Source organism: Ramlibacter alkalitolerans (assembly GCF_016722765.1).
GTDB lineage: Bacteria > Pseudomonadota > Gammaproteobacteria > Burkholderiales > Burkholderiaceae_C > Ramlibacter > Ramlibacter alkalitolerans.
Map to the genome: position 1 here is coordinate 15,051 of NZ_JAEQND010000004.1, position 16,175 is coordinate 31,225.

The window sequence follows — 16,175 nt, forward strand, 5'->3', positions numbered from 1 at the left end:
TGGTTCATTCAGTGGCCGTCTATGCCCAGCGCATGGCACTGCTGCCAGACGCGATAGGCCGTGTGCGGCATGTCCATGTGCGTCACGCCCAGGTGCGCGAAGGCATCGATCACTGCGTTGCTGATGCAGGGGATGCCGCCGACGTGGGGCGACTCGGCGACGCCCTTGGCGCCCAGCGGGTGGTGCGGCGATGGCGTGACCGTATGGTCGGTTTCCCAGCGCGGCGTCTCGACCGCCGTCGGCAGGAAGTAGTCCATCAGGCTGTTGCCCAGGTGGTTGCCGTTCTCGTCGAACGGGACCTGCTGCCCCATGGCGACGGCGAAGGCTTCGGTCAGGCCGCCGTGGATCTGCCCCTCGATGATCATCGGGTTGATGCGGGTGCCGCAGTCGTCCAGGGCGTAGAAGCGCCGCACCTTCACCTCGCCGGTGTGCTTGTCGATGTCGACCACGCAGACGTAGGCGCCGAAGGGGAAGGTCAGGTTGGGCGGGTCGTAGTACGCCACGGCGTTGAGGCCCTGCTCCATCCCGTCGGGGATGTTGCCGGTGTGCGAGGCCATGCAGATCTCCTTCATGGTCTTGGTGGCCTCGGGATTGCCCTTCACGCGGAAGCGGTCGACTTCCCATTCGAGGTCGCCCTCGCCCACTTCCAGCAGGTGGGCGGCGATCTGCTTCGCCTTGTCCTTGATCTTGCGGGCCGCCTTGGCGGTGGCCGCGCCCGAGACCGGCGTGGAGCGCGAACCCCAGGTGCCCGCGCCGTAGGGCGCCTTGTCGGTATCGCCCTCCTCCACCACGATGTCGCTGGCCGGCAGGCCCAGTTCGGTTGCGATGATCTGGGCGTAGGTGGTGGCGTGGCCCTGCCCCTGGCTCATGGTGCCCAGGCGCGCGATGACGCCGCCGGTGGGATGCACGCGGATCTCGCAGCTGTCGAACAGGCCGATGCCCAGGATGTCGCAGGTCTTGGTGGGCCCCGCGCCGACGATCTCGGTGAAGGTGGAAATGCCGATCCCCATCAGCTCGCCCCGGGCGCGCTTTTCCGCCTGCTCGCGGCGCAGGCCTTCGTAGTCGACCGCCTGCAGCACCTTCTCCAGGGCCGGGGCGTAGTCGCCGCTGTCCAGGGTCCAGCCCATGGAGGTGGTGTACGGGAACTGCTCCTTCGCCACGAAGTTGCGGCGGCGGATCTCCGCCTTGTCGATCCCGAGCTTCTGCGCCAGCACGTCGATCATCCGCTCGATCAGGTACACGGCCTCGGTCACGCGCAGCGAGCAGCGGTAGGCCACCCCGCCGGGCGCCTTGTTGGTGTACACCGCGTCCACCCGGCAATACGCATTCGGGATCGCGTAGGAGCCGGTGCAGATCGAGAACAGGCCGGCCGGGAACTTGGAGGCCGAGACGTGCGAGTTGAAGGCCCCGTGGTCGGCCAGGGCGGTGAAGCGCAGGCCCTTGATGCGGCCGTCGGCATCCGCCGCCAGTTCGCCGACGCCGTGGTAGTCGCGGGCGAAGCCGGTGGTGGAGATGTTGTCGATGCGCGATTCGATCCACTTGACCGGCACGCCGGTGACGATGGAGGCGACGATCGCCACCACGTAGCCGGGATAGACCGGCACCTTGTTGCCGAAGCCGCCGCCGATGTCGCCGCCGACCACGCGGATCTTGCTTTCCGCGATGCCCGAGAGCATGGCCAGCACGGTGCGCACCAGGTGCGGGGCCTGCGTCGTCATGTAGACCGTGAGGTAGCCGGTGGTCTTGTTGAAGGAGGCCACGCAGCCGCAGGTTTCCAGCGGGCACGGATGCACGCGCGGGTTCAGGATCTCCTCGCGCACGGTGATGGGCGCGTTCTCGAAGGCGCTGTCCGCCGCCGCCTGGTCGCCCGCTTCCCAGGTGAAGATGTGGTTGGGGTGCACGCGCGGGCCGTGGCCCACGTCCTTCTTCTCGGCGATGTCCTCGCGGATGGTCGGCGCGTCGGCGTCCATGGCCTTCTTCGGATCGACGATCGCCGGCAGTTCCTCGTAGTCGACCTCGACCAGCGCCGCCCCGTCGGCCGCGGCGTAGCGGTCGTTGGCCAGCACCATCGCGACTTCCTGCAACTGGAAGCAGACCTTCTTGTCGGCCAGCACCGCCTGCACGTCGCCGCCCAGGGTGGGCATCCAGTGCAGGTTGACCGGCTTGAGGTCGTCGGCCGTGAGCACCGCCACCACGCCCGGCGAGGCCAGCGCCTTGCTCTTGTCGATGCCGCGGATGCGCGCGTGCGCGTAGGGGCTGCGCACCAGCGCGCCGAACAGCATGCCCGGGAGCTTGACGTCGTCGACGTAGCTGCCCTGCCCGCGGATGAAGCGCGCATCTTCCTTGCGCAGCAGGGACGTGCCCATGCCCTGCAGGGCATCTTCGCGTTGCTGGAGTTCCGACATGTCGCCCATGGTGCTCTCCTTCAGGCCGGTTGAGCCGCCAGTTTCTGCGCGGCGGCCTGCACGGCCTTGACGATGTTCTGGTAGCCCGTGCACCGGCACAGGTTGCCCGAGATCCAGTAGCGGATCTCTTCCTCGGTCGGATTCGGGTTCTCCTGCAGCAGCCGGTAAGCCCGCGTGATCATTCCGGGCGTGCAGTAGCCGCACTGCAGGCCGTGCTGTTCATGGAAGGCCTGTTGCAGCGCGTGCAGCGCGCCGTTCTGCTCCAGGCCCTCGATGGTCACCATGGACGCGCCCTCGCACTGCACCGTGAGCATGGTGCAGGACTTGACGCTCATGCCGTCGATGTCGACCGTGCAGGCGCCGCAGTGCGAGGTCTCGCAGCCGATGTGCGGGCCGGTGTGCAGCAGCCGCTCGCGCAGCGTGTGGATCAGCAGCTCGCGCGGTTCGACCGCCACGTCCGCTTCCTTGCCGTTCAGGGTGAACGACACCAGGATCTTCTGGGCCATGCTCGTCTCCTTGGGGGCGGTTCGGTCAGGCGGCGGCGCGGGATTGCGCCTTCAGCAGGGCGCGGCGCGTCATCTCGCCGGCCATGGCGCGCTTGTAGTCGGCGTCGCCGCGCTGGTCGGCCACGGGGTCGCAGATGTCCATCGCGAGCCGGCCGGCTTCGGCGAGGCTCGCTTCGTCGAGCGGCTGGCCGACCAGGAAGTCTTCCGCCGCGCTGGCCCTCAGCGGCGTCGGTCCCACGTTGGTCAGCGCGATGCTGGCGCTGGCCACCTTGCCGCCCTGGATGCGCAGCAGCACGGCGGAAGCGGCGGTGGCGAAGTCGCCGATCTTGCGTTTGAGTTTTTCGTAGGCATATCCGGTGCCGGCCGGCGGAACGGGCACCTGGATGCGCGTGAGGACCTCGCCCGGCTCCAGCGCGGTGGCGTAGAGGCCGAAGAAGAAGTCCGCGGCCTTGACGGTGCGCTCGCCTTTGGGGCCGCGCAGCGCGAAGGTGGCGTCGAGCGCGAGCATCAGCGCCGGATGGTCGTTGCCGGGGTCGCCGTGCGAGATGTCGCCGCCGATGGTGCCGCGGTAGCGCACCTGCGGGTCGGCGATGGCGCGGGCGCCTTCCACCAGCAGCGGCAGTTTCTCGGCCAGCAGCGGCGACCAGATCAGCTGGTTCTCGGTGGTCATCGCGCCGATGTGGATCTCGTTGCCCACCTCGGCGATCCCGCGCAGGTCCGGGATGCGCCCGAGGTCGATCAGGTGCGCCGGCTGGGCAAAGCGCAGCTTCATCATCGGCAGCAGGCTGTGGCCGCCGGCCAGCAGCTTGGCCTCGTCTCCGTAGCGGCCGAGCAGCGCGATCGCATCGGGCAGGCTGGTGGGGGCGTGGTATTCGAACGGGCTGGGAATCACGCTGGTCTCCTTCCACGCCTCGAACGCCGGACGTGGTCGCGCGACTGTAGGAAAAGCGCCGAGCTCCGAGCGGGGCAGCAAACCAAAGCGGGGAATCGCTGCACGAACGGCAGCCCGCCTGCACGAACGCGCGGCCGTTATTCGCGCGCCGCGTGCGCGAGCGAATCGCCCAGGCCGAGCTGCTCCATCAGGTGGGGCGCGCTGGCACGCGACACGGGGATGTCCGCCGGCGTCAACCCCATCATGCGCAGGGTCAGGCGGCCGTCGTCGCGCACGATCTCGTCGACCTGCGCCAGGTTGACGATGTAGCTGCGGTGCACCCGCAGGAACAGCTGCGGATCCAGCCGTGCCTCCAGGTCGCTGATCGCGAGGTTGCAGAACTGCGCGCCCTGGCTGGTGTGCACCCAGGTGTAGTGGCCCTCGGAGCGGATGAAGGAAACGGAGGGCACGTCCACCAGCAGCACGCGGTTCTTCTTGATTGTGGGGATCTTGCGCAGGCGGCGCCGCTCGGGCGCCTCCGCGGTGCCGCGCTCGGGGCCCTCCTCCACCTTCTGGCTCACGACCTCGGTGATGTCGTAGAAGACCAGCGTGTAGCCGGTGGTGGCGCCCTGGGCGTCGCCGATCTTGGAGACCTTGATCAGCAGGACGCGGTCGGGGATGTTGATCATCAGCGCCATCGGCGGCGCGTTGTTCACCGGACATTCGGCTTGGCCCAGCAGGAACTTGAGCTTGGCCTTGGCCGCCTCGGGATGGAAGGAAGTGACGATCTTGCCGAAGGGCAGCTTGTCCTGCACCGGCAGGCTGCGGCGGGCGAAGTCGTTCATGCCCGTCACGCGCAGTTCGCGGTCGACGTTCACCACGCCGACGTCGAATCGCTCGAGCAGGTACAGCCACGAACTCGAGGATGAGGGCGCAGGAACGGCAGCGCTGAACGGGCAGGACTTCACCTTCTCTCCTCGGCAACGGGACCGCAAAAGTACTCCGAACGCCTGGCCCTCGCAAGGCACCAAGGAGCCGGGCCGTGCTGCAGCGCAGCGCACTCCGTCCATCCTCTGGGGTCTTGCCTCCCCGCGGCCCCGGGCGGAGCATGGCCGGTGCCGCGCTGCTCATTCGTGGCCGCGGTCACCTCGAAGAGGAGCCCACCATGATCGAAACCCTGCGACCGGACCCGACCTTCCACCCCTCGCCGAAGATGGCGATGGAGGCGGAAGCCGAACACATCTGCTACACGGCGCTGCTCTCGCCGGACCGCTCGCGGCCCGATGCGCTGGCGGTGGTCGACGTCGATCCCGCCTCGCCCACCTATTCGACCGTGCTGCGGCGCGTGGACCTGCCGAACCGCGGCGACGAGCTGCACCACTTCGGCTGGAACGCCTGCAGTTCGGCGCTGTCGCCGCTGACCGGCCACGCCTTCCTGCAGCGGCGCTACCTGATCGTGCCGGGCATGCGCTCCTCGCGCATGTACGTGTTCGACACCCAGCCCGATCCCACCACGCCGAAGCTGGTGAAGACCATCGAGGCCGAGGAAATCCTGCGCAAGACCGGCTACTCGCGGCCGCACACCGTCCACTGCGGGCCGGAAGGGATCTACGTCAGCACGCTGGGCGGCGCAGGGCCGGACGGCACGCAAGGCCCGCCCGGCATCTTCATCATGGACTGCCAGAGCTTCGAGGTGCTGGGCCGGTGGGAGATCGACCGCGGCCCGCAGAAGCGCCACTACGACTTCTGGTGGAACCTGCCGCGCGACTACATGGTGTCCAGCGAATGGGCGCTGCCGCCGCAGTTCGAGAACGGCCTGGTGGCCGAGGACCTGCTGGCCAACAAGTACGGCCATGCCCTGCACTTCTGGAACCTGCGCGAGCGCCGGCACGTGCAGACGATCGACCTGGGGGCCAACCACCAGATGGCGCTGGAGATCCGGCCGGCGCACGACCCGACGCGCGAATACGGCTTTCTCGGCGTGGTGGTCGATACGACCAACCTGGAAGCCTCGGTGTGGACCTGGTGGCGCGAGAACGGCAAGTTCCACGCCCGCAAGACCGCCACGATCGCGCCGGAGCCGGCGCCGGCCGACCAGCTGCCGCCGCTGCTCAAGGGCTTCGGAGCCGTGCCGCCACTGGTGAGCGACATCGACCTGTCGCTCGACGACAAGTACCTCTACGTCGCGTGCTGGGGCACCGGCGAGCTGCGGCAGTACGACGTGAGCAACCCGATGCTGCCGGTGCTGGCGGGCAGCGTGCGCATCGGCGGTGTGGCGCGGCACGAGAAGCATCCGACCGGGCGCGATTTCGGCGGCGGCCCGCAGATGATCGAGATCAGCCGCGACGGCCAGCGTGTCTACTTCACCAACTCGCTGTACAGCACCTGGGACGCGCAGTTCTATCCCGACGGCGTCCCCGGCGTGCAGGCGATGTGCAAGGTGGGCGCCGGTGGCGGCCTGACCCTGGACCGCGAGTTCCTCGTGGACTTCGGGCCGGAGTACGGCGCGCACCAGGTGCGGCTGCAGGGCGGCGACTGCTCCACCGACTCCTTCTGCTATCCCTCGGCTTGAACTCCAGCGCGGCGCTCTGGACGACCGTCATCGTCCTGGGCGCGTACCACGGGCTCAATCCCGCCATGGGCTGGCCGCTGGCCGTGGCCAACGGCCTGACCGCCCGGCGCGGCGGCGCTGTCCTGGGGACGGCGCTGCCGCTGGGCGGCGGCCATTTCGCGGCGATGGCGGTGGTGCTGGTGCCGCTCGCGGCCCTGGCTTGGCTGGTCGAATGGAACCGGCCGCTGCGGCTCGGGGCCGGTGCCCTGGTGCTGCTGTTCGGGCTGTGGAAGCTGGCGGACCCGCGGCATCCGCGCGCGTTGGCGCGCATCCCGCCTTCGCGGCTGGCGTGGTGGTCGTTCCTGATGGCGACGGCGCATGGAGCGGGGTTGATGCTGGTGCCGTTCATGCTGCGGCTGTGCGAAGCGCCTGCCGTTCCCGTTGGAGGTCTCGAGCGTGCCCACGGGCGCGTGATGGAGACGCTGGCGCGCTCGGATGTGGCGACGGCACTGGCGGTCGCGGGCGTGCATACGCTGGCGATGCTGCTGGCGGGTGTGGGGATGGCTTATGCGGTGTACCGCTGGCTGGGGCTGCAGTTCCTGCGCCGGGCCTGGTTCAACCTGGATCGGGTGTGGGGGGCGAGTCTGGCGGTGGCGGGGGCGGCGGGGATTGTGATGGCCTGGTAGGCTGGCACGCGTAGGCGGGGCTCGCCGGCAAGGACGTCGAAACGGCCGGTGCGCGGGTCGCTGCCGCATCGCTGGGGTTCCGGCGCTGCGCGCGTCACCGCCAGCCTACGAAGAGCGCTGGCGCGCGGGAAGAACCGCGGCACCCGTAGGCTGGCGGTGAGCCGCGCCAGCGCGCGAACCCCAGCGCTCGCGCCGCCAAAAAATCCCGCGCCTCAACTCGCCGCCGCCACCAGCGTCTGCGTATAAGGGTTCTGCGGATTCTGCAACACCTGCGCCACCGTCCCCGACTCCACCACCTGGCCGTCCTTCATCACCAGCACGTCGTGGGCCATCGCCCAGATCACGTCCACGTCGTGCGTGATCAGCAGGTAGCTCAATCCGCGCTCCCGCTGCAGCCGCTGCAGCAGCTTCAGCACCTGCTTCTGGATCGTCACGTCCAGCGCGCTCGTGGGTTCGTCCAGCACCAGCACCTGCGGCTGCACGATCAGCGCGCGCGCGATCGCGAGGCGTTGCCGCTGGCCGCCGGAAAATTCGTGCGGGTAGCGCCCCAGCAGCCCCGGGAACTGCGCCTCGGTGAGGCCGACCTCCTGCAGCACCTGGTAGACGTGCTCGCGCCGCTGCTCCAGGCTCAGCGCAGGCTCGTGCACGAGGAGCCCTTCGCCGACGATCTCCTCCACCGTCATGCGCGGCGAGAGCGACGAGAACGGGTCCTGGAACACCACCTGCACCAGTCGGCGGATCGAACGGTTCTTGGCGCTGTCCGGGCCCCAGCGGGTGCCGACCACATCGAGCGCCCCGTGGTGCGGGATCAGGCCGAGCGCCGCGAGCGCCATGGTGGACTTGCCGGAACCGGATTCGCCGACGATGCCCAGCGTGCCCCCGGGCGGCACCTGGAACTGCGCGCCCTGGACGGCCACGAACTCGCCCTTGCGGAACCAGCCGCGAAAGCCCGGGATCGGCACCGGATACGACACGCGCAACTCCTGCGCCTGCATCACCGGCGCTTCGCCGGCACGCGGGTCCTGCACGTCGCGCTCGGGCCGGCTGTTCATCAGCTTGATCGTGTAGGGATGCTGCGGCTGCTCGAACACGCGCGCCACCGGCCCCTGCTCCACCAGGTCGCCGTTCTCCATCACCGCCACGCGGTCGGCGAAACGGCGCACGAGATTCAGGTCGTGCGTGATCAGGAGCACCGCCATGCCGTTCTGGCGCTGCAGGTCCGCCAGCAGTTCGAGGATCTGCTGGCGCAAGGTGACGTCCAGCGCAGTGGTCGGCTCGTCGGCCAGCAGAAGGCGCGGGCGGCAGGCCAGCGCCATCGCGATCATCGCGCGCTGCCGCTGCCCGCCCGAGAGCTGGTGCGGATAGGTGGAGGCGCGGCGCTGCGGCTCCGGGATGCCGGTGGCCGCCAGCGCCTCGATCGCCGCGTCCCAGGCCTGCTTGGGCGACAGGCCCTGCTTGACCTGCAGCACTTCCGCGATCTGGTCGCCGATCGTGTAGACCGGGTTGAGGGCCGTCATCGGCTCCTGGAAGATCATCGCGATGTCGCGGCCGCGGATACCGAGCAGCTCGCGCTCGGAGGCTTCCAGCAACTCCGTGGGCGCGGCGCCGGGCTCGCGCGGGGCCAGCCGCGCCGAGCCGGTGACGCGGGAGTTGTGCACCAGGCGCACGAGACTCAGGGCGGTGACCGACTTGCCCGAGCCGGACTCGCCGACCAGGGCCAGCTTCTCGCCGGGCGCGATGGAGAAGTCGACGCCGTGCACGACCTCCTTGGCGCCGAAGGAGACGCGCAGGTCCTTGACTTCGAGCAGGGGTGGGAGGGGGGTGTTCTGCTTCATGCGGGGACACCCTCACCCCTGCCCTCTCCCGCAGGCGGGAGAGGGAGAAAGTCGAAGGCCGCGCTGGTCATGTATCCGCCTTCCGCGGGTCCAGGGCATCGCGCAGCGCGTCGCCCATGAACGTGAGCAGCAGCAGAGTGATCACCAGCACGGCGAAGGTGGACAGGGAGATCCACCAGGCGTCGATGTTGTTCTTGCCCTGGCTCAGGAGCTCGCCCAGCGACGGCGTTCCCGGCGGCACGCCCAGACCCAGGAAGTCGAGCGAGGTCAGCGCCAGGATGGCGGCACTCATGCGGAACGGCAGGAAGGTGATGACGGGCGTCATGCTGTTCGGCAGGATGTGCTTGGCCATGATGCGGCCGTTGCCCACCCCCAGCGCCTTGGCGGCGCGCACGTAGTCCATCTGCCGGTTGCGCAGGAATTCGGCCCGCACGTACTGCGACAGGCCGGTCCAGCCGAACAGCGACAGCAGGATCAGCAGCAGCGCGACGCTGGGCGAGAAGATCGCACTGAAGATGATCAGCAGGTACAGCTCCGGCATCGACTCCCAGATCTCGATGAAGCGCTGGAACGCCAGGTCCGTCTTGCCGGCGAAGAAGCCCTGGATGGCGCCGGTGATCACGCCCAGGATCACGCCGATGAAGGTCAGCGCCAGTCCGAACAGCACGCTGAGGCGAAAGCCGTAGATCAGCTGGGCCAGCATGTCGCGCCCCCGGTCGTCGGTGCCCAGCAGGTTGTCGCGCGTGGGCTTCGACGGATTCGGCTCCTTGGCGAAGTAGTTCAGCGTCTTGGGGCCGTACGGGTTCGGCGGGTAGATGGCGAAGTTGTCGCCCTTGGTGAGCTGCTGGCCGATGAAGGGGTCGAGGTAGTCGGTCTCGGTGAGGAAGTCGCCGCCGAAGGTGGTTTCGGGATAGCTGTGCACCAGCGGGAAGTAGTACTGGCCGTTGTAGCGCACCACCAGCGGCCGGTCGTTCGACAGCACTTCGGCGAACAGGCTGAGGATCACGAGCGTGAGGAACAGGACCAGGCTGACGAAGCCCAGCTTGTTCTTGCGGAAACGCCGCCACGCCCTGCGCGCCGGCGAGACGTGCACCCACAGCGCCGGCGGCGTGGGGTTGGCCGAACCGGCGCCGGCCGTCTGGCCCGCCGCCGTGGGGTCCGCCAGCAGCTGGGGACTAGTCGAACTTGACACGCGGATCCACCCAGACGTACATCAGGTCGCTCAGGAGCTTGGTCAGCAGCCCCAGCACCGTGAACAGGTACAGCGTGCCCAGCACGACCGGGTAGTCGCGGCGGATCACGCTCTCGTAGCTCAGGAGCCCCAAGCCGTCGAGCGAGAACAGGGTCTCGATCAGCAGCGAGCCGGTGAAGAAGGCCCCCAGGAAAGCGGCGGGGAAGCCGGCGATGATCGGCATCAAGGCGTTGCGGAACACGTGCTTCCACAGCACGCGGCTCTCGTCGAGGCCCTTGGCCCGCGCCGTCAGCACGTACTGCTTGCGGATCTCCTCCAGGAAGGAGTTCTTCGTGAGCATCGTGGTCACGGCGAAGCTGCCGACCACCATCGCCGTGACCGGCAACGTGATGTGCCAGAGGTAGTCGACGATGCGCGCGCCCCAGCTCAGTTCCTCCCAGTTGCCGGAGGTCAGGCCCCGCAGCGGGAACCATCCGAGCTGGCCGCCGAAGATCACCAGCAGCGCCACCCCGAGCACGAAGCCCGGGATCGCATAGCCGATCAGCACGATCAGCGTGGTCACCAGGTCGAAGCGCGAGCCCGCCCGCACCGCCTTGGCCACGCCCAGCGGGACGGCGATGAGGTAGCTGATGAAGAAGGTCCACAGGCCCAGGCTGATGGAGACCGGCAGCTTGTCGCGGATCAACTCGCCCACGTCCCGGTTCTGGAAGAAGCTCTTGCCGAGGTCAAAGCGGGCGTACTGCCCCAGCATCTGGAAGAAGCGCTCGTGCGCCGGCTTGTCGAAGCCGTACAGCTTCTTGATCTGCTCGATGCGCTTGGGGTCCACGCCCTGGCCGCCCCGGTAGCTGAAGCTGCCGCCGCCCTCGCCGGCGCCACCGGCGTTATTCGCCCGCGCCTCGGCGAGGTACTGTTCGACCGGGCCGCCGGGCACGAACTGCGTGACGATGAAGGTCACCAGCAGCACGCCCAGCAGCGTCGGCAGCATGAGGAGCAGGCGCTTGAGGATGTAGGAGGCCATTACAGGTTCGCCTGCTGCGGCTTGGCCCACCAGGTGTCGATGGCCCAGCCCTCGCCCTGCGAATACGGCGGCATGGTGGCCGTGGGCTGCAGCCGCCAGGCGTTGTAGACGATGCGGTGGGTGGGCGCCGTCCACTGCGGGATGAGGATGTGCGACTGCATGATCACGCGCTCCAGCGCGCGGCACGCCGGCAGCATCTGCGCCTTGGTTTCGGCGCTGGTCATCTTGCGCAGGAGGTCGTCGACGGCGGGGCTCTTGATGCCCGTGAGGTTACCCGAATCCTCGATGTCGGCGGACTTGCTGCCGAACAGGTCGACGTAGTCCTGCCCTGGGGTCGCCGTGCCGGGATAGGCGAGCGAGATGATCTCGAACTCCTTCTTCTGGAAACGCTGCTGGTACAGCGCGAAGTCCACGGTGCGGAAGTTCAGCGTGATCCCGAGCTTTTCCAGGTTGCGCATCCAGGGCGTGACCGTGCGGGCGCCGCCCTCCTGGCTGTCCAGGTATTCCAGCACCAGCGGCTCGCCCTTGGCATTGCGCAGCGCCCCGTCGCGCACTTCCCAGCCGGCCTGCTTGAGCAGTTCGCGGGCCTGGCGCAGGTTGTCGCGCAGCGAATGCGGAGGATCGGTGCGCGGCGCCTGGTAGGCCGGGCCGAACACCGCGTCGGGCACCTGGCCGCGCCACGGCGTGAGCAGCGCCAGTTCCTCGGGCGACGGTGTCCCGGTGGACTTGCACTCGGTGTTGCCGAACAGGCCCTGCACCCGCTGGTAGGAGTTGTAGAACAGCTGCCGGTTCATGTACTCGAAGTCCACCGCGAGGTCCAGCGCCTGGCGCACCCGCGCATCCTGCAGCTTCGGGATGCGGATATTGAGCACGTAGCTCTGGAAGCCGGACGGCAGCTGGTGGCGGAACTCCGCCTTCACCAGCTCGCCGGTCTTGAAGCGCCGGCCGTTCACGCGCCGCGCCCAGTCGCCGGCGGAGAAGAAGCGCATCAGGTCGAACTCGCCGGCCTTCAGGGCCTCCAGGCGCGCCGTGTTGTCCTTGTAGATCTTGACGGTGATGCGGTCGAAGTTCGAGGTGCCGCGCCGCACGTTCAGTTCGCGGCCCCAGTAGTTCGGGTCGCGCACGTAGGTGATGTCGCGTCCGAAGTTCACCGGCCCGATCCGGTACGGCCCGCTGCCGATGGGGATGTCCATCACCACCTCGTCGAAGCGCTTGGGCTTGCCGTCCACCATCCCCCACTTGCGGCTGAAGATCGGCATGCCGCCCACGGTGAGGGGCATCTCGCGGTTCTTGCGCTTGAAGCGGAAACGCACCGTGCGGTCGTCGATCACGTCGAGGCCGGCCAGGTCGTCCAGGGTCGTCTTGTAGGCGGGCGAGGTGTAGGGGCCCAGCAGCGTGTCGAAGGTGTACTTCACGTCGGCGGCGAGCACCGGGTCGCCGTTGTGGAAGCGGGCTTCCTTGCGCAGGCGGAAGGTGGCGGCCAGGCCGTCGGGCGTGACCTCCACGTCTTCGGCCAGCAGGCCGTAGCCGGAGCCGATCTCGTCCTGGGCGCCGGAGAGCAGCGTGTCGAACATCAGCCCCGGCAGGTAGGCCGGCGGCGAGCCCTTGATCGTGAACGGGTTGTACTTGTCGAAGGTCGAGTAGCGCAGGTTGCTGACCAGCCGCAATTCGCCGCCCTTGGGGGCCTGGGGATTCACGTACGCGAAGTTGGGGAAATTCGGCGGGTACTTCAGGTCCCCCCACAGCGCATAGCCATGGGCGGCCCAGGCCGCCGGGCTGAACGCCAGGGCCAGCAATATCGGCAAACCTTGCATGCGACAATTCTGCCGAGAATTTTCAAACGAGAGACCCATGGGCTTCCTCACAGGCAAGAAATTGTTGATCACCGGCGTGCTGTCGAACCGTTCGATCGCCTACGGCATTGCCCGCGCCTGCCGCGACCAGGGCGCGGAGCTGGCCTTCAGCTATGTCGGCGAGCGGTTCAAGGACCGCATCACGGAATTCGCGGCCGAGTTCGATTCCACGCTGGTGTTCGAGTGCGACGTCGGCGACGACGCCCAGATCGACAAGCTGTTCAAGGACCTCTCGGCCACCTGGCCGACCTTCGACGGCTTCGTCCACAGCATCGGCTTCGCCCCGCGCGAGTCGATCTCCGGCGACTTCCTCGACGGCCTCTCGCGCGAGGCCTTCCGGACGGCGCAGGACATCAGCGCCTACAGCTTCCCGGCCATGGCCAAGGCTGCGCTGCCCTACCTGAACCCCAAGGCCGCGCTGCTGACGCTGACCTACCTGGGCGCGGTGAGCATCGTGCCGCACTACAACACCATGGGGCTGGCCAAGGCCTCGCTGGAGGCGTCGGTGCGCTACCTGGCGGGTTCGCTGGGCCCCAAGGGCATCCGCGTCAACGGCCTCAGCGCCGGGCCGATCAAGACGCTGGCGGCCAGCGGCATCAAGGACTTCGGCAAGCTGCTCAGCATCGTCGCCAGCGCCGCGCCCCTGCGCCGCAACGTGACGATCGAGGACGTCGGCAATGTGGCCGCCTTCCTCCTGAGCGACCTGGCCAGCGGCATGACCGCCGAGATCACCTACGTCGACGGCGGCTTCTCGCAGGTGGCCATCGGCGTCGAAGACCAGCCGACGCCGTAGCCGTCCGCTGCGCGGACGCGCAAGGCGGCGTCCCCGCGCAGGCGGGGATCCAGATCCGTCGTCCCCGCGCAGGCGGGGATCCAGATCCGATGATGACGGGGCTCAGTCCCCGTTCTTCACGCAGTCCGCGTAGTACCGCAACTTGCCCGCGTCATCCACTTCGGCCACGAGCCCGTGGATGTCGGTCTCGAAGCCTGGGCACTCCGCGTTGAAGGCCCGCGCGAACTTCAGGTAGTCCACGATCTTGCGGTTGAAGACCTCGCCGGGGATCAACAGCGGGATGCCGGGGGGATACGGCGTCACCAGGCTGGTCGTGATGCGGCCTTCCAGGTCGTCGATCTCCACCCGCTCGGTCTTGCGGTGGGCGATGTACGCGAAGGCCTCGCTGGGCTTCATCACCGGCTGCAGGTCGGACAGGTAGATGTCGGTCGACAGGCGCGCGATGTCGTACTTGGCGTACATCTCGTGCACGTACTGGCACAGGTCGGCCAGGCCCATGCGCTCGTAGCGCGGGAACTGCTGGCAGAACTCCGGCAGGATGCGCCACATCGGCTGGTTCTTGGCGTAGTCGTCCTTGAACTGCTGCAGCGCCGACAGCAGCGTGTTCCAGCGGCCCTTGGTGATGCCGATGGTGAACAGGATGAAGAAGCTGTAGAGGCCGGTCTTCTCCACGATCACGCCGTGCTCCGCCAGGAACTTGGTGACGATCGAGGCCGGGATGCCGGTCTTGGCGAACTTGCCGTTCAGGTCCAGGCCCGGCGTGACCACCGTGGCCTTGATCGGGTCCAGCATGTTGAAGCCTTCGGCCAGGTTGCCGAAGCCGTGCCACTTGGCCGCCCTCGCCTCGCCCTTGATGATCCAGTCGTCGGCGCGGCCGACGCCGGACTCGACCAGCTTGTCGGGCCCCCAGACCTTGAACCACCAGTCCTTGCTGCCGTACTCCTGTTCCACCTTGCGCATGGCGCGGCGGAAGTCCAGCGCCTCGGCGATCGACTCCTCCACCAGCGCGGTGCCGCCCGGCGGCTCCATCATCGCCGCCGCCACGTCGCAGCTGGCGATGATCGCGTACTGCGGGCTGGTCGACGTGTGCATCAGGAAGGACTCGTTGAACAGGTGCCGGTCGAGCTTGTTCTCCTGCGCGTCCTGCACCAGCACGTGGCTGGCCTGGCTGATGCCGGCCAGCAGCTTGTGGATCGACTGGGTCGAATACACCAGCGAGGTCTGCGGCCGGTTGCGCTTCTTGCCCATGGCATGGAAGGTGCCGTAGAACGGGTGGAAGGCGGCGTGCGGCAGCCAGGCCTCGTCGAAGTGCAGCGCCTCCACGTAGCCATCGAGCATGGCCTTGATGGTCTCCGTGTTGTACAGGATGCCGTCGTAGGTGGACTGCGTGAGCGTCAGGATGCGCGGCTTGACCGTCTCCGCATCGACGCCCTTCAACAGCGGGTGGGCGCGGATCTTCGCCTTGATGGCTTCCGGCGTGAACTCGCTCTGGGGGATCGGGCCGATGATGCCGAAGTGGTTGCGCGTCGGCCGCAGGAACACGGGGATCGCCCCGGTCATGATGATCGAGTGCAGGATCGACTTGTGGCAGTTGCGGTCCACCAGCACCACGTCGCCGGGCGCCACCTCGTGGTGCCACACCATCTTGTTGGAGGTGCTGGTGCCGTTGGTGACGAAGAAGCAGTGGTCGGCGTTGAAGATGCGCGCCGCGTTGCGCTCCGAGGCCGCCACCGGGCCGGTGTGATCGAGCAGTTGCCCCAGTTCGTCCACCGCGTTGCAGACGTCGGCGCGCAGCATGTTCTCGCCGAAGAACTGGTGGAACATCTGGCCCACCGGGCTCTTGAGGAAGGCGACGCCGCCCGAATGGCCCGGGCAGTGCCATGAATACGAGCCGTCCTCCGCGTAATCGAGCAGCGCCTTGAAGAACGGCGGCTGGATCCCTTCGAGGTAGGACTTGGCTTCGCGGATGATGTGGCGCGCCATGAACTCCGGCGTGTCCTCGTACATGTGGATGAAGCCGTGCAGCTCGCGCAGGATGGCGTTGGGCAGGTGCTGCGAGGTCTTGGTCTCGCCATAGACGTAGATCGGCACGTCGGGGTTCTTGCGCCGCACCTCCGAGATGAAGTTGCTCAGGTTCAGGACGGCCGGATCGAGGTCCGGCCCCGGCGAGAACTCCTCGTCGTCGATCGACAGGATGAAGGCGCTGGCACGGCTTTGCTGCTGCGCGAACTGCGACAGGTCGCCGTAGCTCGTGACGCCCAGCACCTCGAAGCCTTCGGAGACGATCGCCTCTGCGAGCGCGCGGATGCCCAGGCCGGAGGTGTTCTCGGACCGGTAGTCTTCGTCGATGATGACGATGGGGAAGCGGAACTTCATGAAGGGGCGTCGCGCGGGCGAAAAAGGGCGAAGGAAGGGGCGAAGTGTATGAAATCCGCAGCGCCCCCCGTGTCGGACGGAGGGGGAAT

At 68.0% G+C, this 16,175-nt stretch carries 12 protein-coding genes; 3 read left to right on the forward strand and 9 right to left on the reverse strand.

Annotated elements, in window-relative coordinates; genetic code table 11:
* Positions 1 to 8: 8 nt before the first annotated feature.
* The 4 genes from JI746_RS07565 to JI746_RS07580 form a co-directional block, all read right to left on the reverse strand.
* The gene (locus JI746_RS07565) at positions 9 to 2,414 is read right to left on the reverse strand and encodes an aerobic carbon-monoxide dehydrogenase large subunit (protein WP_201688213.1); all 2,406 of its coding nucleotides are present in this window, start codon (positions 2,412 to 2,414) and stop codon (positions 9 to 11) included.
* Positions 2,415 to 2,425: 11 nt separating this feature from the next.
* Positions 2,426 to 2,911, reverse strand: coding sequence for a (2Fe-2S)-binding protein (locus JI746_RS07570; protein WP_201688214.1), 486 nt, complete (start codon positions 2,909 to 2,911; stop codon positions 2,426 to 2,428).
* A gap of 25 nt (positions 2,912 to 2,936) precedes the next feature.
* Positions 2,937 to 3,803, reverse strand: a complete 867-nt coding sequence (locus tag JI746_RS07575; RefSeq protein WP_201688215.1) for an FAD binding domain-containing protein — start codon at positions 3,801 to 3,803, stop codon at positions 2,937 to 2,939.
* A gap of 137 nt (positions 3,804 to 3,940) precedes the next feature.
* Complete coding sequence (locus JI746_RS07580) at positions 3,941 to 4,750, reverse strand: LytTR family transcriptional regulator DNA-binding domain-containing protein (RefSeq protein WP_201688216.1); 810 nt, start codon at positions 4,748 to 4,750, stop codon at positions 3,941 to 3,943.
* A gap of 197 nt (positions 4,751 to 4,947) precedes the next feature.
* Here JI746_RS07580 and JI746_RS07585 point away from each other — a divergent pair, with 197 nt between their 5' ends.
* Positions 4,948 to 6,354 (forward strand): selenium-binding protein SBP56-related protein, encoded by a 1,407-nt coding sequence (locus JI746_RS07585; protein ID WP_201688217.1) that lies wholly within the window; start codon positions 4,948 to 4,950, stop codon positions 6,352 to 6,354.
* Positions 6,351 to 7,019: a hypothetical protein gene (locus JI746_RS07590; protein WP_236599667.1), complete on the forward strand. Its 669-nt coding sequence runs from the start codon at positions 6,351 to 6,353 to the stop codon at positions 7,017 to 7,019. The genes JI746_RS07585 and JI746_RS07590 overlap by 4 nt, the downstream gene beginning before the upstream one ends.
* Before the next feature lie 212 nt (positions 7,020 to 7,231).
* Here JI746_RS07590 and JI746_RS07595 read toward each other — a convergent pair whose 3' ends face one another.
* The 4 genes from JI746_RS07595 to JI746_RS07610 form a co-directional block, all read right to left on the reverse strand.
* On the reverse strand, positions 7,232 to 8,854 hold the full coding sequence (locus tag JI746_RS07595) for an ABC transporter ATP-binding protein (RefSeq protein ID WP_201688218.1): 1,623 nt from the start codon (positions 8,852 to 8,854) through the stop codon (positions 7,232 to 7,234).
* A 67-nt stretch (positions 8,855 to 8,921) separates the two neighbouring features.
* Complete coding sequence (locus JI746_RS07600; RefSeq protein WP_236599687.1) at positions 8,922 to 9,953, reverse strand: ABC transporter permease; 1,032 nt, start codon at positions 9,951 to 9,953, stop codon at positions 8,922 to 8,924.
* A 76-nt stretch (positions 9,954 to 10,029) separates the two neighbouring features.
* A complete protein-coding gene (locus tag JI746_RS07605) occupies positions 10,030 to 11,064 on the reverse strand; it encodes a microcin C ABC transporter permease YejB (RefSeq protein WP_201688219.1) in 1,035 nt (344 codons plus the stop codon).
* Entirely contained in the window at positions 11,064 to 12,878 is a 1,815-nt protein-coding gene (locus tag JI746_RS07610) for an extracellular solute-binding protein (protein WP_201688220.1), read from the reverse strand. Before JI746_RS07610 ends, JI746_RS07605 begins: the two co-directional genes overlap by 1 nt.
* A 37-nt stretch (positions 12,879 to 12,915) precedes the next feature.
* Here JI746_RS07610 and fabI point away from each other — a divergent pair, with 37 nt between their 5' ends.
* Positions 12,916 to 13,710, forward strand: a complete 795-nt coding sequence (gene fabI / locus JI746_RS07615) for an enoyl-ACP reductase FabI (protein ID WP_201688221.1) — start codon at positions 12,916 to 12,918, stop codon at positions 13,708 to 13,710.
* Between the two features lie 102 nt (positions 13,711 to 13,812).
* Here fabI and JI746_RS07620 read toward each other — a convergent pair whose 3' ends face one another.
* Positions 13,813 to 16,086 (reverse strand): arginine/lysine/ornithine decarboxylase, encoded by a 2,274-nt coding sequence (locus JI746_RS07620; protein ID WP_201688222.1) that lies wholly within the window; start codon positions 16,084 to 16,086, stop codon positions 13,813 to 13,815.
* Between the last annotated feature and the right edge of the window lie 89 nt (positions 16,087 to 16,175).

Coding starts and splice junctions, on each gene's coding strand:
- JI746_RS07565 (WP_201688213.1), bottom strand. CDS start 2,414: ATGGGCGACATGTCGGAACTCCAGCAACGCGAAGATGCCCTGCAGGGC.
- JI746_RS07570 (WP_201688214.1), bottom strand. CDS start 2,911: ATGGCCCAGAAGATCCTGGTGTCGTTCACCCTGAACGGCAAGGAAGCG.
- JI746_RS07585 (WP_201688217.1), top strand. CDS start 4,948: ATGATCGAAACCCTGCGACCGGACCCGACCTTCCACCCCTCGCCGAAG.
- JI746_RS07595 (WP_201688218.1), bottom strand. CDS start 8,854: ATGAAGCAGAACACCCCCCTCCCACCCCTGCTCGAAGTCAAGGACCTG.
- JI746_RS07605 (WP_201688219.1), bottom strand. CDS start 11,064: ATGGCCTCCTACATCCTCAAGCGCCTGCTCCTCATGCTGCCGACGCTG.
- JI746_RS07610 (WP_201688220.1), bottom strand. CDS start 12,878: ATGCAAGGTTTGCCGATATTGCTGGCCCTGGCGTTCAGCCCGGCGGCC.
- fabI (WP_201688221.1), top strand. CDS start 12,916: ATGGGCTTCCTCACAGGCAAGAAATTGTTGATCACCGGCGTGCTGTCG.
- JI746_RS07620 (WP_201688222.1), bottom strand. CDS start 16,086: ATGAAGTTCCGCTTCCCCATCGTCATCATCGACGAAGACTACCGGTCC.